Origin of the sequence: Marinifilum fragile JCM 15579 (assembly GCF_001310955.1) — a bacterium.
GTDB classification, from domain to species: Bacteria; Bacteroidota; Bacteroidia; order Bacteroidales; family Marinifilaceae; genus Marinifilum; species Marinifilum fragile.
In genome coordinates this window covers 78677-102535 of the sequence record NZ_BAZX01000002.1, presented here as the reverse complement: position 1 = coordinate 102535, position 23859 = coordinate 78677, and the positions used below count along the sequence as shown (strand labels likewise).

The 23859-nt window shown below is 36.6% G+C and carries 22 protein-coding genes; 13 read left to right on the top strand and 9 right to left on the bottom strand.

What is annotated here, in order from left to right; all coding sequences use genetic code 11:
• Positions 1-8: 8 nt before the first annotated feature.
• Positions 9-845, bottom strand: coding sequence for a YihY/virulence factor BrkB family protein (locus JCM15579_RS02340; RefSeq protein WP_054715171.1), 837 nt, complete (start codon positions 843-845; stop codon positions 9-11).
• Entirely contained in the window at positions 845-1345 is a 501-nt protein-coding gene (locus tag JCM15579_RS22460) for a YhjD/YihY/BrkB family envelope integrity protein (RefSeq protein WP_054715170.1), read from the bottom strand. Before JCM15579_RS22460 ends, JCM15579_RS02340 begins: the two co-directional genes overlap by 1 nt.
• A 143-nt stretch (positions 1346-1488) precedes the next feature.
• On the opposite strand from JCM15579_RS22460, the gene JCM15579_RS02330 reads away from it, so the two are divergent.
• From JCM15579_RS02330 to JCM15579_RS02285, 10 genes are all read left to right on the top strand, one after another.
• Entirely contained in the window at positions 1489-2571 is a 1083-nt protein-coding gene (locus JCM15579_RS02330; protein WP_054715168.1) for a serine hydrolase domain-containing protein, read from the top strand.
• 65 nt (positions 2572-2636) lie between these two features.
• Positions 2637-3320 carry a response regulator transcription factor gene (locus JCM15579_RS02325; protein WP_054715164.1) on the top strand — a complete coding sequence of 228 codons (684 nt, stop codon included), beginning with the start codon at positions 2637-2639 and terminating at the stop codon, positions 3318-3320.
• A 2-nt stretch (positions 3321-3322) separates the two neighbouring features.
• Positions 3323-4579 carry a sensor histidine kinase gene (locus tag JCM15579_RS02320; RefSeq protein ID WP_054715159.1) on the top strand — a complete coding sequence of 419 codons (1257 nt, stop codon included), beginning with the start codon at positions 3323-3325 and terminating at the stop codon, positions 4577-4579.
• Positions 4580-4645: 66 nt separating this feature from the next.
• Positions 4646-5374 carry a glycosyltransferase gene (locus JCM15579_RS02315; protein WP_054715156.1) on the top strand — a complete coding sequence of 243 codons (729 nt, stop codon included), beginning with the start codon at positions 4646-4648 and terminating at the stop codon, positions 5372-5374.
• The gene (locus JCM15579_RS02310; RefSeq protein ID WP_054715154.1) at positions 5371-6015 is read left to right on the top strand and encodes a lipid-A-disaccharide synthase N-terminal domain-containing protein; all 645 of its coding nucleotides are present in this window, start codon (positions 5371-5373) and stop codon (positions 6013-6015) included. The genes JCM15579_RS02315 and JCM15579_RS02310 overlap by 4 nt, the downstream gene beginning before the upstream one ends.
• A 149-nt stretch (positions 6016-6164) precedes the next feature.
• On the top strand, positions 6165-7760 hold the full coding sequence (locus JCM15579_RS02305; protein WP_054715151.1) for an ArnT family glycosyltransferase: 1596 nt from the start codon (positions 6165-6167) through the stop codon (positions 7758-7760).
• A complete protein-coding gene (locus JCM15579_RS02300; protein ID WP_054715148.1) occupies positions 7750-8751 on the top strand; it encodes a GDP-mannose 4,6-dehydratase in 1002 nt (333 codons plus the stop codon). The genes JCM15579_RS02305 and JCM15579_RS02300 overlap by 11 nt, the downstream gene beginning before the upstream one ends.
• 273 nt (positions 8752-9024) lie before the next feature.
• The gene (locus tag JCM15579_RS21730; RefSeq protein ID WP_054715141.1) at positions 9025-10596 is read left to right on the top strand and encodes an LTA synthase family protein; all 1572 of its coding nucleotides are present in this window, start codon (positions 9025-9027) and stop codon (positions 10594-10596) included.
• Positions 10575-10934 carry a hypothetical protein gene (locus tag JCM15579_RS21725; RefSeq protein WP_054715138.1) on the top strand — a complete coding sequence of 120 codons (360 nt, stop codon included), beginning with the start codon at positions 10575-10577 and terminating at the stop codon, positions 10932-10934. The genes JCM15579_RS21730 and JCM15579_RS21725 overlap by 22 nt, the downstream gene beginning before the upstream one ends.
• A 75-nt stretch (positions 10935-11009) precedes the next feature.
• Positions 11010-11885 carry a diacylglycerol/lipid kinase family protein gene (locus JCM15579_RS02285; RefSeq protein ID WP_054715135.1) on the top strand — a complete coding sequence of 292 codons (876 nt, stop codon included), beginning with the start codon at positions 11010-11012 and terminating at the stop codon, positions 11883-11885.
• A 36-nt stretch (positions 11886-11921) separates the two neighbouring features.
• Here JCM15579_RS02285 and JCM15579_RS02280 read toward each other — a convergent pair whose 3' ends face one another.
• The 6 genes from JCM15579_RS02280 to JCM15579_RS02255 all read right to left on the bottom strand — a co-directional run bounded on the left by JCM15579_RS02280 (position 11922) and on the right by JCM15579_RS02255 (position 19231).
• A complete protein-coding gene (locus JCM15579_RS02280) occupies positions 11922-12587 on the bottom strand; it encodes a glutathione peroxidase (protein ID WP_262493477.1) in 666 nt (221 codons plus the stop codon).
• 79 nt (positions 12588-12666) lie between these two features.
• Positions 12667-13704, bottom strand: coding sequence for a glycosyltransferase family 9 protein (locus JCM15579_RS02275; RefSeq protein WP_054715132.1), 1038 nt, complete (start codon positions 13702-13704; stop codon positions 12667-12669).
• A gap of 159 nt (positions 13705-13863) precedes the next feature.
• On the bottom strand, positions 13864-14103 hold the full coding sequence (gene atpC, locus JCM15579_RS02270) for an ATP synthase F1 subunit epsilon (RefSeq protein WP_054715129.1): 240 nt from the start codon (positions 14101-14103) through the stop codon (positions 13864-13866).
• A 71-nt stretch (positions 14104-14174) separates the two neighbouring features.
• Complete coding sequence (gene atpD, locus JCM15579_RS02265; protein WP_054715126.1) at positions 14175-15686, bottom strand: F0F1 ATP synthase subunit beta; 1512 nt, start codon at positions 15684-15686, stop codon at positions 14175-14177.
• Between the two features lie 94 nt (positions 15687-15780).
• Positions 15781-16755 (bottom strand): polyprenyl synthetase family protein, encoded by a 975-nt coding sequence (locus JCM15579_RS02260; protein WP_054715123.1) that lies wholly within the window; start codon positions 16753-16755, stop codon positions 15781-15783.
• Positions 16756-16807: 52 nt separating this feature from the next.
• Positions 16808-19231 (bottom strand): efflux RND transporter permease subunit, encoded by a 2424-nt coding sequence (locus JCM15579_RS02255; protein WP_054715120.1) that lies wholly within the window; start codon positions 19229-19231, stop codon positions 16808-16810.
• A gap of 437 nt (positions 19232-19668) precedes the next feature.
• Between JCM15579_RS02255 and JCM15579_RS21205 the strand changes: the two genes are divergently transcribed.
• The 3 genes from JCM15579_RS21205 (at position 19669) to JCM15579_RS02245 (ending at position 22161) form a co-directional block, all read left to right on the top strand.
• A complete protein-coding gene (locus tag JCM15579_RS21205; protein WP_262493476.1) occupies positions 19669-20256 on the top strand; it encodes a Na/Pi cotransporter family protein in 588 nt (195 codons plus the stop codon).
• Entirely contained in the window at positions 20226-21359 is a 1134-nt protein-coding gene (locus JCM15579_RS21720) for a Na/Pi cotransporter family protein (protein ID WP_262493475.1), read from the top strand. The genes JCM15579_RS21205 and JCM15579_RS21720 overlap by 31 nt, the downstream gene beginning before the upstream one ends.
• A gap of 298 nt (positions 21360-21657) precedes the next feature.
• Complete coding sequence (locus JCM15579_RS02245; RefSeq protein ID WP_054715117.1) at positions 21658-22161, top strand: peptidase associated/transthyretin-like domain-containing protein; 504 nt, start codon at positions 21658-21660, stop codon at positions 22159-22161.
• Positions 22162-22297: 136 nt separating this feature from the next.
• On the opposite strand, the gene JCM15579_RS20575 is transcribed toward JCM15579_RS02245, so the two are convergent.
• Positions 22298-23842, bottom strand: coding sequence for a glycoside hydrolase family 92 protein (locus JCM15579_RS20575; RefSeq protein ID WP_218186039.1), 1545 nt, complete (start codon positions 23840-23842; stop codon positions 22298-22300).
• Between the last annotated feature and the right edge of the window lie 17 nt (positions 23843-23859).

Here is a 23859-nt window from a genome sequence, read left to right as displayed (position 1 = left end):
GAGTGAGGTTAGATATCCTTTAATAGCATTTCTCTTCCCTCAACCGAAAAAGAATTTCTATACTCTGCCACAATGAGTTTAAGGTCGGCATAGACTTCTGTCTCCAAAACCGGAATATTGTCAGAACCGGCCTTTTCCAATAAATCAATCACCTTACTAACCGTCATCTCATTAATATCAAAGGCTGGTTGATAAGCCATTTGTTTATCCTTCTCCGTGGTTAGTTCCGAAATCAAGCCGGAATTTAGCAAATTGAATAGTATTTCACGTACCAATCGTATAGGCATTTCCAGCTGATGCGATATTTCCTGAGAGCATAATGGCTTGTTATCTTGTTTAAAGTTTTGAACAATGAGATTCAAAACATACAAGCTCAATAATCTTTTGTAATCGTAAGAGATCTCTGTGGTTTCAGCTTCATACTCGTAGTTCTCCACATTTTGCTCTGCAAAAGAAATTTCAGCTCCGAACAACACCACCAGCCAACTTAATTGCAACCACATTAAGAACAAAGGCAAGGCAGCAAAACTACCGTAGACTGCATTGTAAGTGGTTACCATTCCCTGGAACTCGATGTACAATACCTGGAACAACTGATAGATGGTTCCTGCAATAATACCGGCAATCAATCCCGATTTGAACTTCACATGCGTGTTTGGCATGAATGTATAAAGCAAAGTAAATAATATCCAAACCAAGAAGAAAGGTGCTAAATTAATCAGGAAGGTTAGAAAAGGGCCAACCGTTTCCATTAAACTACTTCCTTGTGTAATTTCTTCAATCATGGTTTTTAAAACCACCGTCACCCCACTCGATCCAATCAACAAAATCGGAGCAAATATCATCAAGGCTGTATAATCACTAAACTTTCGTCCCCAAGTTCTCGCTTTTTAATACGCCAAACATCGTTAAACGATTCCTCGATGTTGCTTAAGACCTTTACTACCGACCAAAACAAAATCACAAATCCCAAACCTGCAATTAATGATCCTTTGGTATTCTCCAACATCTTATTAGCAAACTCAATTAACCAGGTCAACACTTCTTGCTGACCAGCCAAATTGGCTTTCAGTTCTGCTTCAAGTTTTGCTTCCAAATTGAATCCTTTTGCAATTCCAAAACCCATAGCCAATACCGGAACCACCGACAGCAATGAGTAAAATGTTAGCGCCGAAGCCCTCAACTGACATTTATCTTCGTAAAATCCTTTTACTGCCAAAAGGTAAATTCGCAATTGCCTAATCAAAAAATAACGGTGTCCCGATAAATCTTTCAAACGCATGTTCCATACTCCCCTACTCAAGAAGTTCATTATAAGATCAAAATATTCGCGAATTTTACTCATCAGTAAAGCTTTTTATAATAGTTTTTATAGTTCGCAAATTAATCAAAAGCATATGATTTGACAAATGCGAAACATAACTTAAACAGTACAATCATATTTGAATTATTTTATAATTTTAACTCATATCCACCAAAACTAAACTTATGAAATTCTCAAAACCTGTACTGACATGCCTTTTTGTTCTTCTTGCACTATCATGCCATAGTCAAAAAGCAGTGTATGATAAACCTATTGAGCAAGCCATTGAATTGACAAATGACTTTATTGCAAAAAATCAAATTCCGGGATTGGCAATTACCGTTTCGGTGAAAGGTGAAAATGTTCTTTCCAAAGGATTTGGATATGGAAATCTGGAAGCACAAACAAAAGTAGATCCTGCTAAAACAAAGTTTCGTATTGGTAGTATCTCAAAACCTGTGAGTGCAGATGCGCTTATACAATTGTGGGCTCAAAACAAACTTCAATTGGATTCGTCCATTCAATTCTATTTACCCGATTTTCCTAAAAAACAAGCTAAAATCACCAGTCGAATGGTAGCTGGTCATTTGGCAGGCATTCGTCATTACAATGGAAATGAATTTTTAAGTGCCAAACATTTCGACAATATTGATGATGCACTTGAAATCTTCGAAAATGATCCTCTGATCTCATATCCTGGTAAAGAGTACCACTATTCAAGCTATGGTTGGAACTTATTGAGCCGCATTGTCGAGAAAGCTTCCGGAGAAGAATTTCTTTCCTATATGCAAAAGCATGTTTTCAATCCTTTGGAAATGCACAATACCATCGCCGATCATACCGATAGTATTATTCCCAATCGAACAGGTTTTTATCAAAGAAGTAAGAATAACAAAATTATAAACGGACCTTTTGTTGACAACAGCATTAAATGGGCTGGTGGCGGCTTTTTGTCTACCTCAGAAGATATCATGCGATTTGCCAAGGCTCATAGCAAAGCCGGTTACCTGAGTCAAAAACAAATTGATGAATTAACTCGTTCACAGAAAACAACAAAAGGAAAAGTTACTGAGTATGGAATTGGTTGGGCAAGTGGAAAAGATCGTAAAGGTCATTACTACTATGGTCATTCAGGTGGATCAATTGGAGCAACCACACACATGATCATTTATCCCAAAGAAGAAATCTGCGTAGTGATTTTAACGAATCTTTCAGGTGTAAGGTTCAGAAACTTTAGTCATGAAATTGCCAATCTGTTTATGGAATAGCAATATTTAAATCGAATTCATGTTTATTTGCAATATCGTGGCTCCGTTATTTAATTTCAACCCCTATGAATAAAAAAATTTTATTGATTGAAGATGACTTAATTTTACAACAAACCATTGCAGATTTTTTAAACTCTTCAGGATTTGAATGTATCTGTGCATCAACGGTCAAAGAGGGAAAGCAATTTTTCGATAAAACGTTTTATCCAGTTATTTTGCTTGATTTGAGTTTGCCTGATGGTGATGGTCTGGATTGTATTTCTTTTATCAAATCCATTTGGAATGATAGTGGGGTAATTATTATTTCGGCACGTGATAAGCTGGAAGATCGTGTGGATGGATTAAACCTGGGAGCCGACGATTATTTAGTAAAACCATTTCATTTATCTGAACTATATGCTCGCATAAATGCCCTTTTACGTAGAAATTTTCATTCACAGGCAAGCATTATCCATTTCGAAAATATTGAAATTGAAACACAAGATAGATCTGTAAAAATTGCTGGAGAGTATGTAGATTTCAGCAAAAAAGAATATGATCTCTTGCTTTATTTTATCGAAAATAAAAATAGAGTTCTAACCAAGGAGAGTTTATTCGAGCATGTATGGGGCGAAAATTCAGTTTTCATGGACAACTCCGATTTCATATACACTCATATTAATCGTCTCAGAAAAAAACTTAAAAAGCATACTGGCGAAAATTACATTAAAACCGTTCATGGTTTCGGATACAAACTTGAAATTCATTAAACATGAAGTTGCTTACCAAAATTAACCGTACTTATTTAAGATATGGCATCCTTGTATTTTTAATTGCTGATGTTGTAATCATTCTGTTGAGTAATTTTATACTAAAAAAAGAGATTGATCAACAATTATTACTTGAAGCAGAGGTAATTGCTGAAACCGTTAAGAAAAATAATAATTTCCCTAATGTATATCCAACCGATATCGTTAAAGAAGTTTCTCTTTCTGAAATTGGAAATACAACAACAAAAGACACAGTTATATACGAAGATGTACATAACGAACTTGTTCCATATAGGGAATTAAGCACTTATAAATCAATTAATGAAAAGCACTATCAAATTATCACTCGCCAGATGTTAATGGAGTTTGATGATATCTTTTCTCTTTATACGGCCTTAATTTCTACCGTTCTGGGATTAATATTCGTACTGGTCCTCCTTTTTACTCAAAAAATGAACACAATACTTTGGGGCACTTTTAATACAAACGTTGAATTGCTAAAAAAATATTCTTTTAACTCCAATAATCAATTGAATTTAAAGAATACTGGTATCGATGAATTTGATGACCTGAATCAAGTGATCACAAAAATGTCGTATCGATTAGAAAAAGATTACGCAGAGTCAAAAGAATTTTCAGCCAATGCTGCTCATGAACTACAAACACCACTAGCAATTATCAGAAACAAGTGCGAAAATCTATTTTCTGAAACTGACTTAAATGATAAAACAATCCAGTCAATTCGCAAAATCTACCTTTCGACAGATCGTTTATCAGGAATTGTGAAAGGGCTTCTACTTTTAGCTAAAATTGATCATGGACAGTTCAATGAAACGGAAGAACTATCATTACGCAAACTATTTACATTGCGTATTAGTAATTTAGATGATATTCTACAGGATAGAAACCTAAGTGTAGATATAAGCGCCTCAGAAGATTGTAAAGTAAAAATGGACAAACGTCTGGCTAACCTTCTAATCCAAAACATTACAGCCAATGCGATAAACCACAGCCCTATAAGTAAGATTATTGAAGTTAAAATATCTAAAAATCAATTCAGTATTTCAAACCATGGTGAAACTGCCATAAAAGAGCCTGAATTAATATTCAAACGTTTTTATAAGGAAAGTACAAACCCCAATTCTACGGGCATTGGCTTAGCCATTGTAAAAAAGATTGCAGATCACTATGGGATGAAAATTCAATACTCTTTTAAGAATTTTAAACACACTTTCACCTTCATACCACTTGACTGTTAGATTTTTGTTAGATTTAATATATACTTTCACTCCACATTCCCTAGAAATAGAAAAAAATATTAAATCATGAATTTACCGCCCCCTAAATTTGAGCTAACCATTGTGGTTCCAGTTTACAATGAAGAAGATAATCTTGAACGTGTTAAAGAGGAATTTAATTCTTATTTTTCAGTCTCTCCTTATCCCTCTAAGGTCTTATTTGTGAATGATGGATCATCAGACCACAGCCAAATGATGATTGAAAAAATTTGTAATGGATCTGATCGTTTTCAATTCATTGAGCTAAGTAAAAACATGGGCTTAAGTGCCGCACTTAAGGCAGGTATTGATCATGCAAACACAGAATTTGTAGGCTATATTGATTCTGATTTACAGACAACTCCTTTCGATTTTGATCTACTAATGGAATTTCGCCACGATTATGCTTTGGTGACAGGCTATCGAAAAGACCGAAAAGATAGTTTTGTAAAAAACATGAGCTCCACCATAGCCAACAACTTTCGTCGCTTTATGACCAAAGATAATGCCATTGATACGGGTTGTCCTTTAAAGATAATGCAAACTAAATATGCCCAGAAAATTCCATTTTTTACAGGCATGCACCGCTTTATTCCAGCTCTTATCATGCTCCAAAATGGTGAAATTAAACAGATCCCTGTTCGTCATTTCCCTCGAATTGCAGGCGAAGCAAAATACCATCTGTTCAACCGCTTGATAGGGCCATTTAAAGATTGCTTTGCCTATCGTTGGATGAAAAAAAGATATATCAATTATGAAATATCAAACCAGGGATGAAAGAAAACTTGTACATCTATGCCGTTGGATTCTTGGCTCAAGCCTTATTCTCTGCACGACTAATTGTTCAATGGATAAAATCTGAAAAAGCGGGAGATTCTCTTTCGCCCGCAATATTCTGGCAGTTAAGTATATTGGCCTCCTGGCTTTTATTTGTGTATGGATTATTACGTAACGATTTTGCGATCATCTTTGGTCAAATCATTGCATATACGATCTATATCCGTAATCTTCAATTGCAAAACCGCTGGAAAAAATTGCCTTTAATTTCGAGAGTTCTGGCCCTTGGCACTCCAATAATTGCCATTGCTAATATTTTACTAAACTGGGAATTACATCAAACCCTATTGTTTAAGAATAAGGATATTCCATTTTTACTCCTGATTTGGGGTATGGCAGGTCAAATAACCTTCACATTTCGATTTGTTTATCAATGGATTTATTCCGAGAAAAAAGGTGAATCTTGCCTTCCTCTAGGATTTTGGATCATAAGCATCATCGGATCATGTATGATTTTGTCCTATGCAGTCTATCGAACAGATCCGGTATTATTCGTCGGACAAGGATTTGGAATGATTGTTTACGCTCGAAATATCATTTTGATCCGCAAAAAAAAACTCACGGTAAAAACTGAAAAATAACAATCAATGAATTTTGAATCAATACAAGATAACAATAGATATGCACATGCCATTTTGCTAATTATTACTTGCTATGTATCGTTTTTCCTTTTCAATGAAGAGTTCTTTGTGAATATCATGGAGCTAGAAACTTTGTTACGGCCCGTGAAATGATTGAAAAAGGAAACTGGCTTGTGCCAACGATGAATGGAGAATTGCGCCTGGCTAAACCTCCACTGCCAACGTGGATTACTGCAATATTCGGAAACATATTTGGCATGGAAGATTTAAGCATGCTTAGATTTCCAGCTGGAATAATGGGTTCTCTAATGGTTTTCTTCATGTATCAATTTACCATTAGTTTAAGCGGCAATAGAATAAAAGCATTAACCAACAGCCTTGTCCTTGTTAGCAGCTTTTATGTACTTTATATGAGCAGAACAGGAACATGGGACATATATTGTCACAGCTTCATGTTAGGTGCCATCTGGATCATTCACAGCGCCTTTAAAAATCATAACAGCAAAAGTTTATGGATTAAGTTTTCGTTCATCGGTGTTTTGTTAGGATTATCCTTTCTAAGTAAAGGTCCAGTGGCATTTTTTGCTCTCCTTCTACCATTTTTAATTGCTTATTTTTCAGTTTACAGACCAAAAAACCTAAAACAATACTGGAAACCCATTGTACTTTGTTTGTTCATATTTGCAATCATTAGTTTTTGGTGGCCAGTTTACATTTCAATTGCACATGCTCAAGAGGCTGCAGCAGTTGCTAAACTTGAGTCTGGTTCGTGGATGAATCGCCACGTGCGTCCTTTCTATTACTATTGGAATTTTCCAATTCAATCTGGAATATGGACACTTATTATATTTACAAGTTTATTATTCCCGTATGCACTTAAGAACTTTAAGGCAAAAAAGGAATACAAGTTTGCCTTGATTTGGACTTTATCTTCAGTAATTCTTCTTTCGTTGATTCCTGAGAAAAAAGACAGATATCTTTTACCCGTATTGATTCCTAGCGCTTTATTGGCAGGGCAATTCCTTCATCACCTATATATTGTTTTTAAGAATGAAAGTGCTAAAAAAGCAGATCATATTTTATTTGGAATTAATATTTGGACCATTATCATTATAGCTTTTTCGATTCCTATTGTTACCTTTTTTATGTTTCAGAGACAAAATTTAATGTCTGTTCCCTCTTTTGCACTTTTCTCAATCTTTTCAGAACTCGTTGCAATGAGTTTAGTCATCTGTTGGATCAATCGAAATGTAAGAGGTATGGTATTAAGCACAACATCATTACTCTTAATTGTGGTGATCTTTATTATTCCACATACAGGAGGAATTCTAAACAGAAATCCTGATTTCAAGAGCATATCCGAGATTAGAAATATACCGGATTTACATAAATACAACTATTATAGCATCGGGAAACATGATTTCAGAATTGAGTTGGTATATGAAATTGGAAAAGAAGTAACACAATGGAATACAAAAGAAAAGATTAATTTACCGGAGAAGAAGCCATTCGTGGTCATCTCTACAGAAAACCCCAATGATGTATTCACCAAAGCTCAATTGAGTAAAATTAAACTTGAGATTATCAGTCGATATGATAATAACATGCAAAGAGTTGGAAAACGACGAAACAAGGAACACTTAAAAAAATACGTCACTTTGGTTACGCCCATTTCAATTCCTGACAAAACCTATGAAGAAACTGTGATTTTGGAAAAGAATAACTCAGAAGGCCATGAAAATTGAACAAGAGAATAGAAAGAAACAGAGCATCCTTGTAACAGGATGTGCGGGATTTATAGGTTCTCATTTGTGTGAAAAGCTTATAAATCTTGGATATCACGTAGTAGGTCTTGATAATTTTGACCCCTTTTATTCAATCGATATAAAGATTAAAAATATGGAGGGATTCAAACGAAACAAGGCGTTTAAATTTTACCAAATAGACCTTTGTAAAAGTGGTAGTTTAAACATGATAGAGGAAAATGTTTCTCTCATTGTTCACTTGGCGGGAAAAGCTGGTGTAAGACCATCAATAGAAGCTCCTCAAAGTTATATTGACAGCAATATTTCAGCTACGCGAAACATCCTTGATTTCATGAACGAAAGGGGAATTAAAAAACTAGCTTTCGCCTCATCCTCATCGGTATACGGAAACAATTTAACAGTTCCTTTTTCGGAAGATCAGAATGTTGATCATGTTATTTCTCCCTATGCCTTTTCGAAAAAGTCTTGTGAGGTTTTGAATCACTCTTATCACCACCTTTACAAGCTTGATATCATTAACCTGAGATTCTTCACCGTTTTTGGTCCTCGCCAACGACCAGATTTGGCAATTCACAAATTTCTGAAATTGATGATGAATGACGAGCCAATTCCTGTATTTGGAGACGGAAGCACAGCAAGGGATTATACTTATGTAGACGATACCGTTGATGGAATTGTTAAAACTTGTAATTACCTTTTTAAAAACGAGAATGTATTTGAAACCATAAACCTTGGCAACAGTTATCCTATCACCTTAAATCAAATGATAGAAGCCATTTCTAAAGCTTCAGAAATAATCCCAAAAATCAATCGTCTTCCAATGCAAGCTGGCGATGTATATCAAACTTTTGCGGATATAACAAAAGCAAAAAAACTAATTGGATATTCTCCTAAGGTTTCATTCGACCAAGGAATAGAACTATTTGTTCAATGGTACAAGAAATTAAATACTAAGGGAATCGTAGTATAAAATCAAGTTTGAGAACGTTTCACTTTATTATTCATATTTCTTTCTTCTATTTTTTATCATTTCCATACTAAATCTGGAGCGATAATCGAATTTTGGGATTTGATTAATTAAGCTGGTATTTCAATCGAACATTCTTTAAAAACAAGTTCGATTGAGAGAAGCTTTTAAAGTTTTTTAATTTTCTTTTTCAGGCATCTAAGCCAGATGTTAGATTTTTGTTAGAACTGTTTTGTTTTTTTGAATTAAAATTTGAAATCCCACAATTCAAAAAATATGAAGTTCAGAAACATCCTACAAAGTCGTTATGGCGGCTTGATCATATTTAGCTTTATTTTTATCGCCTTATCATTTTTGGTAAGAACCATTTTGTTAATTAAAGATTTTCAGAATGTAGAATTAAGCATCATCAGATTCTTTCAAATCTATGCATTTGGTCTGTTCTACGATTTGGTAGCCATCTCCTATTTCATCATTCCATTTGTATTCTACCTTTTAATCGTTCCGGATAAAATATTCAACAGCAAAATACACCGTTGGATATCTTATGCTTTCTTTATCGTAAGCATTGGAATTCTTGTGTTTTCAGGAATTGGAGAATGGTTTTTTTGGGAAGAGTTTAGTGTAAGATACAACTTCATTGCAGTGGATTATCTGGTTTATACACACGAGGTAATCTCCAATATCAAAGAGTCCTATCCAATGCCAATTATCATTTTTGGAATGCTTTTGCTTTCGGGAGGGATCTTTGCATTGGTTAAGAAGCAATTTGACTCATCCATTAACTCTCAATCCAAATTTGTGAGTCGATTAATCACCAGTGTTGTACTTTGGATGATCCCAACAATGGCCTTTCTTACCATTGATAAAACCTCGGCTGAAATTCAAGAAAACACCTATTCCAATGAACTTGCACACAATGGAATATATCAAATATTTTCGGCTTTCAGAAATAACGAACTAGATTACAAATCCTTCTATCAATCGATGGATGACAAGGAGGCATTCACTAATTTGCGAGAGCTTATTAAAACTTCAAATAGTGAATTTATTAGTAAGGATGTGTTTGATGTTACTCGAAAAATCAATTATCCAGGTGAGGACAAGAAGTACAATGTGATGATGATTACAGTAGAGAGTTTGAGTGGATCTTTCTTTACCCGATTTGGAGGAACTTCCAATATTACTCCAAACATGGATACCATTGCCCAACAATCACTATTTTTTACCAACTTTTATGCAACGGGAACCAGAACTGTTCGAGGCATGGAAGCTCTAACGCTTTCAATACCTCCAACGCCTGGATATTCTATTGTGAAACGTCCAAATAATGAAGGGATGTTTACTTTGGGTAATGTTCTGAAATCAAAAGGATATGACACTAATTTTATATATGCAGGTAATGGTTATTTCGATAACATGAACTATTTCTTCGGAAATAGTGGCTATAATATAGTTGACAAGAAAAATTTTGAGAAAGATGAAATTACATTCGAAAATGCCTGGGGTGTTTGCGATGAAGATCTTTTTGCCAAAGCCATGCAGGTTGCAGATAATTCATATAAATCAGGGAAACCATTCCACAATTTTATCATGACAACATCAAACCATAGACCATATACCTATCCTGATGGTAAGATTGATATTCCTTCTCATAGCGGAAGAAAAGGAGCTGTGAAATATACAGACTATGCAATTGCCAAATTTCTTCGTGAAGCAAAAAAACATGAGTGGTTCAACAATACCCTATTTGTAATTGTAGCTGATCACTGTGCCTCTAGTGCTGGTAAAACCTCTTTACCTGTAAAAAATATCACATCCCACTTATGGTTTATGCTCCAGGAATAATTGAAGCTAGAGAAGTAAATACGATGGCCTCTCAAATTGATTTTGCTCCAACTGTTATGGGGTTATTAAATATGGATTATACATCTAAATTTTTCGGTAAAGATATTCTTCTGGATCAACCTGATAGGGCTTTAGTTGGAACTTATCAGAAAATTGGATTGCTTAAAAATAATTCATTAACCCTTCAATTGCCAACCAAACGAATTGAATCCTATTCTATAGAGAATGATAATCAAAAATCGTGTGAATTAAACAAATCTGAGCTAAGAGATGCAATTACGTATTATCAAACGGCAAGCTATTTGTTTCACCACAAGGGATACAATTTTAACAATTAAATGTAGAAATGGATTTCTTTAGGAATCAAAGTAGGCTATCGCATAAAAACCTGAAAATCGCATTTGAATAACAGTATGCAAAACAAATTAAATACACTTGCCATTATCAATCCAATTTCTGGTAATGGCAAACAAAAACATATTGAAAGTTTACTGAATAAACATACAGACAAGTCCCGATTTCAATTGACAGTTAAAATGACCCAATATGCTGGTCACGCATCAGAACTTGCAAAAAAAGCCATAGAAGAAGGATTTGATCTTGTGATTGCAATAGGTGGCGATGGTACAATCAATGAGATAGCAAGCGCCTTGACTTTCTCTGATGTTGCCATGGGAATTGTTCCTTGTGGATCAGGAAACGGATTGGCTAGACATCTTGGAATACCTATGAATGTAAAAAAGGCAATTCAACACCTTAACCAGGCCAAGATCAACTCAATGGATACTGCTTGCATAAATGAGTATCGTTTTGTAAATGTGGCAGGTATTGGCTTTGATGCGCTTATCGCTCATCAGTTTGCGAAGATGAATTCTCGAGGATTTACATCCTATATTAAGGCTGTTTTAAGTAGTTTCAGAACATTTGAATGTCAAAAATTCAAATTGACAGACAATAATAATTTTTTCACAGAGGAAGGCATGATGCTTAGTTTTTGCAACTCTTCTCAATTTGGGAATAATGCATACATTGCTCCTTCAGCTAAAATTGATGATGGAAAATTAAACCTATGTCTGTTGAAGAAGCCAAAGTGGTATCAAATCCCATCTTTAACCTTAAAAACTTTCACCAGAAAAATCGAAAATTCCTCTTTGTTCAAAGAGTTTAAGATTGATGAAGTAGAAGTTGTTCAAACCTCACAGTTAGGACATGTAGATGGAGAACCCATTGTTATTGGTGAAAAAATCAAATTAAAGGTAGATTCAAAAAGTCTAAAGATACTTTCGTAGATAAAAGAAAAGAGCTCCAAATTGGAGCTCTTTTCTTTATAGTAATTTCTTAATATCTTCTTCCATGCTTTCAGGAGTAATATTTGGTTCAATTCTCTGAACCACCTTCCCTTCTCTATTAATTAAGAACTTTGTAAAGTTCCATTTAATACCATCTCCGTTGTATATTTCCGGAAATTTTTGGCTCAAAAAACCTTTAAACTTTTGACCAGATTCAGAATCATCGAATCCTTCAAATGATTTTTCCGAAGTCAACATTTTATAAAGTGGATGAGCATTTTCTCCTCTCACTTCAATCTTCTCAAACATTGGGAAACTTACACCATAGTTTTTCTGACAAAACTCTTCAATTTCCTCAGCTGTTCCAGGTTCCTGTCCCAAAAATTGATTGCAAGGAAAACCCAAAACCACCAATCCTTGGTCTTTGTACTTTTGATACAAGGCTTCCAAACCTTTGTATTGTGGTGTTAAACCGCATTTACTTGCCGTATTAACCACCAAAACCACTTTCCCTTTATATTTCTTTAGTTTTACCTCTTCGCCCTGCAGAGAGTTCATTTTATAGCTGTAAAAATTTTTGCTTTCACATTTCTTTTTGGAACAGCACTCCTTCTTACATTCTTTTTTCTCTTTGTTTTGGGCAATTGCCTGACTGGTATAAACTCCTACTAAAACCATTAGTAGTAATGCTAATTTTTTCATGAATTCTTGTTTTGATTTAAAAACTAAGATATCATTAAAAATACGAAGTAGGAAAAATTAAAATACTTATTAGTCTGATTTAAGATTCCATTAACATTTTCACCTCATCAGCAAGCCACTTAGGAGTAATATCAACCATACATTGCTGGTAAATATTCATCTTACATTTACCTGATCCGTCCTTTGTACATGGGCGACATTTCATATCAACTTCAAGGGTTTTAATGTGATCTCCTGTAGTAAAACCAAATGCAGTTGGCCCCATCAAGGAAAGTGCTGGTATTTTAAATTTATCTGCAGCATGCAAGAATCCTGTATCTCCAGAGATTACCAAGTTTGATTTTTGAACCAGGTAACAAGATTCCAACAAATTGGTTTTTCCACTCAAATTTAGCACTCGATCAGGAGCAACTTCCTCTATTTCTTTGCAGAAAACATCATCAGGTCCAGCCAAGATCATAAAATGATAATCTGGAAGAAGGCCCACCAATTTTTGCCAGTGCGAAACCGGCCATCGCTTCATTTGCCAGGCAGCCGATGGCACCAAGGTAACCAACTTGCTCTTCTCTCCTTTTAGATTCTCAAAAACTTGCTGATCCATCTTTTCTTTCAATTCAGCAGGAAAGTACCAATCCTCATTGACCTTGGAATAATCCTTAATTCCCCATTTTTCCAATGGCTTGCGAAATGAGAGCATGCCTTTAAATGGCATTGGGAAACGGTCAATTCTGAATTTGAATAGCAAGATCCTTTTGATTCGATCCTTGCTTCTCATGGTAAATTTGGGTCCTATTCCAAACCAACGCTTCCATCTTGGTACCAAAACCGTTTTCAGAATGATAGAGCGAATGTTTGAGTGCGCATCGTATACATAGTCGAACTTTTCCTGTTTAAGCTGCTTTGCTTGCTCCAGAAGGCCCTTAAATCCCTTTTGGCGATCAAATCCCCAAACCTTATGAATTCGTTGATCCATGGCTAAAAAAGAGGACATATCTTTTCTTGCAATCCAATGGATTTCTGCATCAGGATAATGATTCAAAATACCGTCAACAGCTGTCATACATTGGATGATATCTCCTATGGAGCTAAATCGAATGATTAAGAATTTTTTAGGCATTGTTTTAAGAAAAAGTTTGATGAAAATATAATCAGAATAAGTTACAGGTAATTCCTGTATACTGAATGCATGCAAAAATAATTATCAGTAATGAACTAAAAAAGGAAAGCCCGGATTATATCCGAGCTTTCATATATAATTTGCAATTAAGCTTAATTTTTAACTATCAGTCAATACTGAAATTACATTCTTCTTGCATTCAACTACTCCTCCACCAATCTCGAAGAAAACATCATCTCCTTCGTATGGTCTCAGTTTAATGGTCCCTTTTTCCAAAGTAGATACAATTGGAGCGTGATTTTTCAGTATTTCGAAAGATCCATCCTTGCCAGGAAGCTGAACCAAAACAACTTCACCTGAATAAAGACTTTTTTCTGGTGTTACTATTTCTAAATGCATATTAATGTTTAATGCTTAATGATCAATGTTCAACGCCACTAATCATTAATAATTAATAATTCATCATTAGTTTAAGCTTGTGCTTCAGCTAGTAATTTCTCACCTTTCTCAATTGCTTCCTCAATTGTTCCAACAAGGTTAAATGCTGCTTCTGGATATTGATCCACTTCACCATCCATAATCATGTTGAAACCTTTGATTGTATCTTCGATGGATACCAAACAACCTTTCAAACCAGTAAACTGCTCTGCAACGTGGAATGGCTGTGATAAGAATCTCTGAACACGACGGGCACGGTGTACCACCAACTTGTCATCCTCCGAAAGTTCTTCCATACCAAGAATTGCAATAATATCTTGAAGCTCTTTGTAACGCTGAAGAATCTCTTTTACTTTTTGTGCACAAGTATAGTGAGCATCCCCTACAACATCTGGCGTAAGAATTCGAGATGTAGAATCCAATGGATCCACCGCTGGATAAATACCCAACTCAGCAATCTTACGATTTAATACTGTTGTAGCATCCAAGTGAGCAAATGTTGTTGCTGGCGCAGGGTCAGTCAAGTCATCGGCTGGTACATAAACTGCCTGTACCGATGTAATCGATCCTCGCTTGGTTGAAGTAATACGCTCCTGCATGATACCCATCTCAGTTGAAAGAGTTGGCTGGTAACCTACTGCTGAAGGCATACGACCAAGCAGTGCAGATACCTCAGAACCTGCCTGAGTAAAACGGAAAATATTATCAACGAAGAAAAGAATATCGCGACCGCCTGATTTTTCATCACCATCACGCAAACTCTCTGCAACGGTTAATCCTGATAAAGCTACACGAGCACGAGCTCCTGGTGGCTCATTCATCTGACCGAACACAAGAGATACCTGTGACTTATCCAAAGCATCTTTGTCTACTTTAGAAAGGTCCCATCCACCTTTTTCCATGTCTTCCTCGAATTCATCTCCATAACGGATTACTTTCGATTCGATCATCTCACGAAGCAAATCATTCCCCTCACGAGTACGTTCCCCTACTCCGGCGAATACAGATAAACCATCTTGTCCGATTGCAATATTGTTAATCAACTCCTGAATCAATACGGTTTTACCTACACCAGCTCCACCGAACAAACCAATTTTACCACCTTTTGCATATGGCTCAATCAAGTCGATTACCTTAATACCTGTATAGAAAACTTCAGATTCAGTACTTAGTTCATCAAAAGCAGGAGGAGTTCTGTGAATTGGGTATCCACCTTCCTTGTCTACCTTACCAATACCGTCGATGGTTTCACCAACAACATTCAAAAGTCTACCTTTGATTTTATCACCGGCAGGCATAATTATAGGAGAACCTGTAGCAATTACATCCATTCCACGGCGTAAACCATCCGTTGAATCCATTGCAATTGCGCGCACAGTATTTTCACCAATGTGCTGTTGACACTCAACTACCAAATTTTTACCGTTTTCCATCACGACCTCAAGAGAATCGTAAATCTCAGGAAGTTTACCACCTTCCTTCTCAAAACTTACATCGATTACAGGTCCGATTACCTGTACAATTTTGCCTGTATTTTGTGACATTTACTATTAAATTTTTGGATCATTATTATCGCGTGATGACAAATTTAAAATTTTTTGCGAATAAAGGAGAATCTTATCTTAAATTTTAACACTCTTAAACGGAACGATTTACTAATTTCTTCACCAAAGAGTACAATTCCTTTTTCTTTTCGGCCGGAACATTCACCTTATCCAAATACTCTAAACAAAGGCTAAAATACTCATCGATCTTCGCTTGCGATTCATCTTTCACCTTTAGTTTTTCGTAAATGGCTCTAACGGCACTAATTTTTTCTTCCGGATTAAAATCTTTTGCCGAAATCCATCCTTCTAATTCCTTTTTATCATCACCTTTTGCCAACTCAAACGCTTTAATCAGCAGAAAAGTCTTTTTGTTGCAAAGAATATCTCCACCAATCTTCTTACCGAATACATCTTGATTGCCAAAAACATCCAGATAATCATCCTGTAATTGAAACGCCATGCCCAGGTTAACTCCAAAATTATAAAGCAACTCAGCATCTTTGGCATCTGCATCACCCATTACCGCTCCCATTTTTAAGCTTCCTCCAAGAAGTACTGCAGTTTTTAGGCGAATCATTTCCAAATACTCATTGATCTGTACATCTCTTCTGTCCTCAAATTCCATATCAAACTGCTGTCCTTCACAAACCTCAAGAGCTGTTTGGTTAAACACGGTAAGCACATCACGCAAGTGGTGATCTTCACAACTTACAATGTATTGATATGCCTTGATAGACATGGCATCACCGGAAAGAATGGCCACATTACTGTTCCACTTTTCGTGAACCGTAGCCTTGCTTCTACGAATAGGTGCATTATCCATTACGTCATCGTGCAATAAGGTAAAATTGTGAAATACCTCTATTCCGATTGCTGGTAGATAAACTTTCTTTAAATCATCTTTAAATAAATTGGCACTAAGTAATACCAAAATTGGACGAAGGCGCTTGCCACCAATCCCAAGAATGTACTTCATGGGTTCGAACAATCCTTCTGGTGGTGTAGAAAACTCCAGTCCATCAATTTCTTTCTGCACTACATCCTGGAGTTCTTTGAAACTATACATGTGAGCTATAAGTTTAGTGTGTAATTTTTACAGCTCACTAAAATATAAAAAATTAACTAGCAGCGGTTTCTTTTTGCTCCTCTTTATTTTCAATTACTGCAATTCGAAGATCATCCAATTCAATATCTTCCTCCTCATCAAAAATTTGAAGAAGTGGTTCTTTAAACGATCGGTTGGTAATTGCCTTTTCAAGAGTCAGCAACAAGGATGGCAATAACACCAAATTTGAAAGCATTGCAGAAAGCAAGGTAAGAGATACCAATACGCCTAATGATACCGTTCCACCAAACTCAGATAATGCAAAAATTCCAAATCCAAAGAAAAGAATAATTGAGGTGTACATCATACTTTGTCCCGTTTCGCGCAAAGCCAAAACAACCGATGAACGAATGCTCCAATTGGTTGCTTTTAGTTCCTGTCGATATTTTGCAAGATAGTGAATGGTATCGTCCACCGAAATCCCAAAGGCAATACTAAACACCAATATGGTAGATGCTTTAATAGGAATGCCAAAATAGCCCATTAGAGCTGCTGTAACGATCAATGGCAATAGATTTGGTATCAACGCTACCATAACCATTCGTTTGGATGAGAACATCCAGGCCATGAAAGAAGCAATCAAGAAAATGGCCAACGCCAAACTCAAAAATAAGTTTTTGATTAGGTATTGAGTTCCCTTAAAAAAGACAATGCTCGACCCGGTTACATGCACCGTGTATTTGTCTTTAGGGAAGATCTCATTCACATGTCCTAATATGGTTTTTTCCATTTCGGCCATTCTGGTTGTACCAATATCTTTCATTCTAAAACTCATTCTGGTGACAGATTGAGTAGAATCAACGAAAGTTTCCAATACTTTGGAATCGGCACCTGTTTCTGCCTTTGCCAAATAGGAAAGAATAATATCCTTGGTTTGATTACTTGGCAGTTTATAGTATTTCTCTTTTCCGTTAAAATAAGCCTGATTGGCAAATTTTGCAGCTTCTACTACCGATACAGATCCGGATATTTCAGGATAAGCCCTTAAAGAATCATTGAGCTTATTTAAACGTTTCAAAGTGGAAGTGTTTAATACACCTGCTTTTTGCTTGGTTTCTACCATTACCTCTAAAGGCATGATACCATCCATGTTCTTTTCGAAGAATTTAAGATCCTGATAAATTTCGTTATCATGTGGCAAATCATCTACCATATAACCTGTACTCTTCATTTTGATGATGCCAAATCCACCAAGAATCAAAAGTGAAATGGCAATGGAATAAACCACACTTCTGTGATTCAATACAATTTTTTCTAATCTGGCTACGAACCAAACCGTAAGTTTATTGTCGAGATGTTTTGTTGCTTTTTGATCTGGCGGAGCCAAAAAACTAAAAATAATAGGAATCAATAGTAGCGATAATACAAATACCACCATGATATTTAAAGCGGCAATTACACCAAACTCTTTCAGAATCTGACTTGAAGTCACAATAAATGTTGCAAAGCCCGATGCTGTAGTTAGGTTGGTAAGGAAGGTTGCATTACCAATTTTTGCAACTACCCTTTGCAATGCCTTTATTTTGTTGTTGTGACGGATGTACTCTCCATGATATTTGTTGATCAGGAAAACCGAGTTCGGGATCCCAATAACCACCAAAAGTGGAGGAAGCATCGCGGTAAGCAATGTAATTTTGTAATCGAACAGCACCATGGAACCTACCGCCCAAATTACACTTAGTCCAACCACCAGCATGCAGAAAAACACCACTTTAAACGATCGGAAGAACATGAACAAAATAACAGCCGTAACCAAAAGCGAAAGATAGATGAACATGTTCATTTCACCTTTAATCATTTGAGCAGTTACCACTCGAATGTATGGCAAACCTGAATATTTCATGTTCAGACCGTACTTTTCGGTAAATGCATCGGTAATTTCACGCACCTTGGCAACCATTGGTTCACGGGCCTTTGAGTTAATGATTTTAGCATTAACCGTAATCCCCATAAGGTAGGTATTGCTTTCTTTGTTAATTAAGCTTCCGTGGTAAAATGGCAATGATTCAGCCACTGCTGCCAAACTATCCAGCTCGGCTTGCGTTTTTACCTTGTGAGGAAATATGGTTCCAAATTCGAATCGTTTTTCCTTCTTATTCTTATTGATATTCCAGGTATGTGCAATAGATACCACCGCATCGATACCATCCAATGAACCAAGGCTATCACCAAGTGCAATCCAATCGTTGAATTTATCCAACTCATAAAAATCTGGATCTTGCACGGCAAAGAACATCATGTTTCCTTCCTGCCCAAAAGTATTTCTAAACTTCTCATATTCTATAGATGCAGGATCATCATCGGGAAGTAAGGCCGCATAGGTATAGGACATCTCAACAAACTGAGCCTTATAAGCCATAAATGAAGTAATCAGCCCAACTACCACCAAAAGTAAAATTCTATTTCTCAGAATTAATCCTGCAATCCTATTCCACATACTATTTTATTTAATTCCCTGTTTCTTCTAGAGTTCGGCGAAAATACGACTTAAAATCATTTTTTCAAAAGATACACAATGGCTTCAAGCCTTCTTTAGCTATATCATTCAAGGCAATGACATAAAATTAAGGAAAAAGCACCAAACCTTCTGACATTTAAATAATTAATTATAAAATAGTATCATTCTCATCAATTCTCGTCATGATTATTGTTAAGAAAAATATGAGTTTATTTGCTCCTAAATTTGGCTCATCCCTATAGTTTACTGATATACTGCATGATATCGATACGTTAAAAATCCTTAAATCGAACGAATCTAATTACCGCCTTAACGTTTACTTTTCTATTTTTTAACATTTGCTTTACATTGAAAAAGTTTTACTTTTGCCCACCTTATCAAACTAACAAATTGAATACAAACAAAATTAGTCTATTATGGATTACGGATTAGCCGATATTTTAACACTTATTGGTTCTCTCGGATTATTCCTTTACGGAATGAAACTAATGAGTGAGGCTCTTCAAAAAGTAGCTGGAGATAAAATGAGAACGATTCTTGCAGCTATGACTTCGAACAGGGTAAAAGGTGTGTTCACCGGAATTCTGATTACAGCTTTAATTCAATCGTCATCGGCAACTACAGTAATGGTGGTAAGTTTTGTGAATGCTGGATTGCTTTCACTGGTTGAATCTGTTGGCGTAATTATGGGTGCCAATATCGGTACTACCGTAACTGCATGGTTGATCTCAATTCTGGGATTTAAAGTAAGTATGAGTGCCATTTCCTTGCCATTAATTGGTTTGGGTCTGCCATTCTTATTCTCTCAAAATCGTAATAAAAAGAATTGGGGTGAGTTAATCATGGGATTCGCTCTGTTATTTATTGGACTACAGTTCTTGAAAACATCTATGCCTGATATCAAGAACAATCCTGAAATTCTTACATTCCTGACTAATTATACTGATATGGCTTTGCCTCTACCCTTTTGTTTTTGGGTATTGGTACCTTGCTTACCATCTTGATTCAATCTTCATCGGCTACCATGGCGCTTACATTGGTAATGTGTAATTCGGGATGGATTAGTTTCGAAATTGCAGCTGCAATGGTGTTGGGAGAAAACATTGGTACAACCATTACTGCTAACCTGGCAGCCATGATTGCCAATACATCAGCCAAACGTGCTGCTCGTGCACACCTTATTTTTAATACGTTTGGTGTGATCTGGATGCTAATGGTATTGCCTTATTTCCTGGATGCTGTTGCTTGGGTAAATATGAATTTCTTCGCAGGAGGTAATCCTTTTACAAATGCAGCTTCGGTACCTGTTGCACTATCTTTGTTCCATACTGGATTCAATATACTGAATGTTTTGATAATGATCTGGTTTGCCAGATTCATTGTGAAAGTGGTAACTACCTTGGTTCCTGTGCGCGAAGATGTTGAAGAAGAATTTAAGCTGCAACACATCAAAACCGGTACTTTATCTACCCCTGAAGCATCTCTTTTCCTTGCTAAAAAAGAAATTAGCACCTATGCAAAGAGTACCAAGAAAATGTTTGGTTACGCAAAACAGGCTTTTAACGAAACCAACGATAAGTCTTTCAATAAATTATTTGATAAAATCAATAAGCGTGAAGACGAAAGTGATGATATGGAGGTAGAAATTGCAAACTTCCTGACTTCGGTTTCGGAAACTCGCTTGAGTAAAGAAAACTCGGAGCGCGTACGTGCTTACTTTAAAATGGTTAGTGATATTGAAAGTGTTGGTGATTCTGCATTAAATCTTGCTAAAGCAATGAAACGCAAGCGTGAACAAAAAGCATGGTTCCCACAAGAATTACGCGATAATATCAATAAGATGTTCGAATTGATTGACAATGCCCTGGATATGATGCTTGAGAATACCAAGAAAGATTTCTCAGAAGTAAACGTGAAGAAAGCCTGGGAAATTGAACGTGAAATCAACGATTACAGAAATACTTTAAAGGCTGAACACTTGATCAGTGTTGAAGAGAACAAATACAAGATACAAGCAGGTATCATCTACAACGACATGTTCTGCGAATGTGAAAAAATAGGTGATTATTGTATCAACGTAAGTGAAGCAATGAGCGAAGTAAAATAAATTTTTACTTCTTTAGATATCGAGAATCCTCATCCTACCGGATGGGGATTTTTTTGTGAATATTACTCAAAATACTCTCAAATACTTACTAACGAATAATCCCAACCCTTACAGCCTTATTGATGATCCCTTAGGCAATATTTACTCAGCTTACTTAGTATGATTTCTGTGATTGTCAACAGTAGTTTCATTGATAAAACACTCTCATCATTCTTTATAATTAATTTATGAATATTGACTGAAAATTAGTAGCTTGAATAAGCATTAAAATCCTAAAAACTAATTTAAATCAATTAAAATGAAAAAAACTTTACTGATTTCGTGTTTAACTGGACTTGCTTTATTAATGTCTAGTTGTGCTTCAATTGTAAGTAAAAGTAGTTACCCAATTTCTATTAATAGCTCCCCATCTGAAGCTAAGATTATAATAACAGATGCTAATGGAGTTCAGGTTTATAGTGGAAATACTCCTGCTACAGTGAAACTAAAAGCTAGTGCTAAATTTTTTAAAAGAGCTCTATATCATGTGAAATTTGAGAAGGAAGGATATGAGACTAAAACTGTACCCATTCATTTTAAGGTAGATGGATGGTATTGGGGAAATATTTTATTTGGCGGTGTTATTGGCTTATTAATTGTTGATCCTGCAACAGGAGCTATGTATAAATTAAAAACCGAATTTTTAAACGAAACGCTTTCAAAATCACCAACTGCCAATATTCAAAAGAATCAACTTCACGTTATGGATATAAATAATATCCCAGACAGTTGGAAAAATCATTTGGTAGCACTAAAAAAATAAGTCTAAATAATTGCATTGGGGATACTACTTGGTATTCCCAATTTTTCAAAACTTAATTTCCGACAGTAAAATTCAAAAAACGCCCCACTCTTTCGATGGGGCGTTGCTGTATTTATAAATTGGTTTAGGCTGCGGGTTACTCCACAATCCCCCACTTCTTATTTGGTTCAGGGCCCATTTCAAGCTCTAGCTTTCCTCCTTTGAGTAATTCTCTGGCAGGAAATTTAAAGTCCTGCAGGCGCTTGCCATTGAGTTTTGCCGACTGCACATATTTGTTCAGGCGGGAGGCGTTCTTGGCTTCAATCACGAACTTTTCTCCCCTGCCAAACTGTTTGCCCAAATCAATTTCCACCTTCTTGTAGAGCGGACTGGCAATTTCATATACCGGATCAACGCAACAGCCCCCATCGGTCTGGAACAGGCCAAGGGATGCCATGATGAACCAGGCGCTCATCTGTCCCTGGTCCTCATCGCCCAGGTAGGCATTGGCAACGCCGTAACCGTAATAGCGATCGATGATGGCCCTGCTCCACTTCTGGGTTAGCCAAGGTTTTTGCACCCAGTTAAAAAGAAAGGCAAAATGCATGGATTGCTGATTTCCCTGTACAACGGGATAGTTCCAATAGAGGTCGTTCATTCCGTTGAACCTGGTTTTATAGCTTTCGCCAAATCCCCAATCCAATCGCTCCACAAATCGATCCTTGCCAATGGCTTTTGCCAAAGCGGGAACATCCTGGGGAACGAAAAAGCTTAGCTGCCATGAGTTTCCTTCCACATAGTGGTGGTTGGCTCCTGATTTGTAAGGATCGAAATCGGGCAACCATTTGCCTTTTGAATCTTTCATTCGCGCAAAGCCCATGTCTGGATCTATGATGTTCTTCCAGTAATAGCCTCGCGACAGGAACATCTTGTAGTCTGCCTTCTTGCCCAAGGCCTTGGCAAACTGTGAGACCGTCCAGTCGTCGTAGGAGTATTCCAGTGAATTGGAAAAACGTCCCTTGTCGTAGGGCACGTAGCCATATTTCAGATAGCTCACCAGGTCACGGTTACCGGCAAATCCACCACCCACTTTTTGGGCAGGAGTTGTTTGCATCTTGCGAACCGCCTCGTAGGCTTTTTCCACATCGTAATCGCGAATTCCCATTTGGTAGGCACCAACAATCAAAGGAATTTCGTGCTCTGCCACCATTACGGGAACATATTCCATTCCGGCAGGACCTTTTGCCAGCCATCCGTTGGAGTCGTACATGGCCAGTTGCGATTTTACCCAACGATTGGTCCACTCGGGAGTGACCAGGTTCCAGAACTGATTCAGGTTCCAGAAGGTGTTCCAAAATGCATCGCAACCCAGGGCCGGAGAAGAAGGATCCTCCATCTTTCGTACCTTTTCGCCTGCATCTCGCCACTCTCCGTTTACATCGCTGAAAATATTACGACTGCACAATGAGCGATACATGTTGTTGTAAAAACGCATCTTCTCGCGCTGGTCGTTGCTCGATATATTGATTCGCCCAAGCAATTTATTCCACTCAGACACATGATGGGCTCTTAGGGAATCGAAATCCCAACCGAAAGGATTGGAAACCTCGGTCTTTAAATTCTCAGCGGCATTGTCAATGCTCACATAGGAAATCCCCGTACGCACTTGCACCTGATTGCTTTCCTTGGTGCTAAACTCCACATAACAACCGGCATCCT

Excerpts from the sequence above, each read along its gene's own strand:
- JCM15579_RS02340 (WP_054715171.1), bottom strand. The coding sequence starts at position 845 with ATGATATTTGCTCCGATTTTGTTGATTGGATCGAGTGGGGTGACGGTG.
- JCM15579_RS22460 (WP_054715170.1), bottom strand. The coding sequence starts at position 1,345 with ATGAGTAAAATTCGCGAATATTTTGATCTTATAATGAACTTCTTGAGT.
- JCM15579_RS02330 (WP_054715168.1), top strand. The coding sequence starts at position 1,489 with ATGAAATTCTCAAAACCTGTACTGACATGCCTTTTTGTTCTTCTTGCA.
- JCM15579_RS02325 (WP_054715164.1), top strand. The coding sequence starts at position 2,637 with ATGAATAAAAAAATTTTATTGATTGAAGATGACTTAATTTTACAACAA.
- JCM15579_RS02320 (WP_054715159.1), top strand. The coding sequence starts at position 3,323 with ATGAAGTTGCTTACCAAAATTAACCGTACTTATTTAAGATATGGCATC.
- JCM15579_RS02315 (WP_054715156.1), top strand. The coding sequence starts at position 4,646 with ATGAATTTACCGCCCCCTAAATTTGAGCTAACCATTGTGGTTCCAGTT.
- JCM15579_RS02310 (WP_054715154.1), top strand. The coding sequence starts at position 5,371 with ATGAAAGAAAACTTGTACATCTATGCCGTTGGATTCTTGGCTCAAGCC.
- JCM15579_RS02305 (WP_054715151.1), top strand. The coding sequence starts at position 6,165 with ATGATTGAAAAAGGAAACTGGCTTGTGCCAACGATGAATGGAGAATTG.
- JCM15579_RS02300 (WP_054715148.1), top strand. The coding sequence starts at position 7,750 with ATGAAAATTGAACAAGAGAATAGAAAGAAACAGAGCATCCTTGTAACA.
- JCM15579_RS21730 (WP_054715141.1), top strand. The coding sequence starts at position 9,025 with ATGAAGTTCAGAAACATCCTACAAAGTCGTTATGGCGGCTTGATCATA.
- JCM15579_RS21725 (WP_054715138.1), top strand. The coding sequence starts at position 10,575 with ATGGTTTATGCTCCAGGAATAATTGAAGCTAGAGAAGTAAATACGATG.
- JCM15579_RS02285 (WP_054715135.1), top strand. The coding sequence starts at position 11,010 with ATGCAAAACAAATTAAATACACTTGCCATTATCAATCCAATTTCTGGT.
- JCM15579_RS02280 (WP_262493477.1), bottom strand. The coding sequence starts at position 12,587 with ATGAAAAAATTAGCATTACTACTAATGGTTTTAGTAGGAGTTTATACC.
- JCM15579_RS02275 (WP_054715132.1), bottom strand. The coding sequence starts at position 13,704 with ATGCCTAAAAAATTCTTAATCATTCGATTTAGCTCCATAGGAGATATC.
- atpC (WP_054715129.1), bottom strand. The coding sequence starts at position 14,103 with ATGCATTTAGAAATAGTAACACCAGAAAAAAGTCTTTATTCAGGTGAA.
- atpD (WP_054715126.1), bottom strand. The coding sequence starts at position 15,686 with ATGTCACAAAATACAGGCAAAATTGTACAGGTAATCGGACCTGTAATC.
- JCM15579_RS02260 (WP_054715123.1), bottom strand. The coding sequence starts at position 16,755 with ATGTATAGTTTCAAAGAACTCCAGGATGTAGTGCAGAAAGAAATTGAT.
- JCM15579_RS02255 (WP_054715120.1), bottom strand. The coding sequence starts at position 19,231 with ATGTGGAATAGGATTGCAGGATTAATTCTGAGAAATAGAATTTTACTT.
- JCM15579_RS21205 (WP_262493476.1), top strand. The coding sequence starts at position 19,669 with ATGGATTACGGATTAGCCGATATTTTAACACTTATTGGTTCTCTCGGA.
- JCM15579_RS02245 (WP_054715117.1), top strand. The coding sequence starts at position 21,658 with ATGAAAAAAACTTTACTGATTTCGTGTTTAACTGGACTTGCTTTATTA.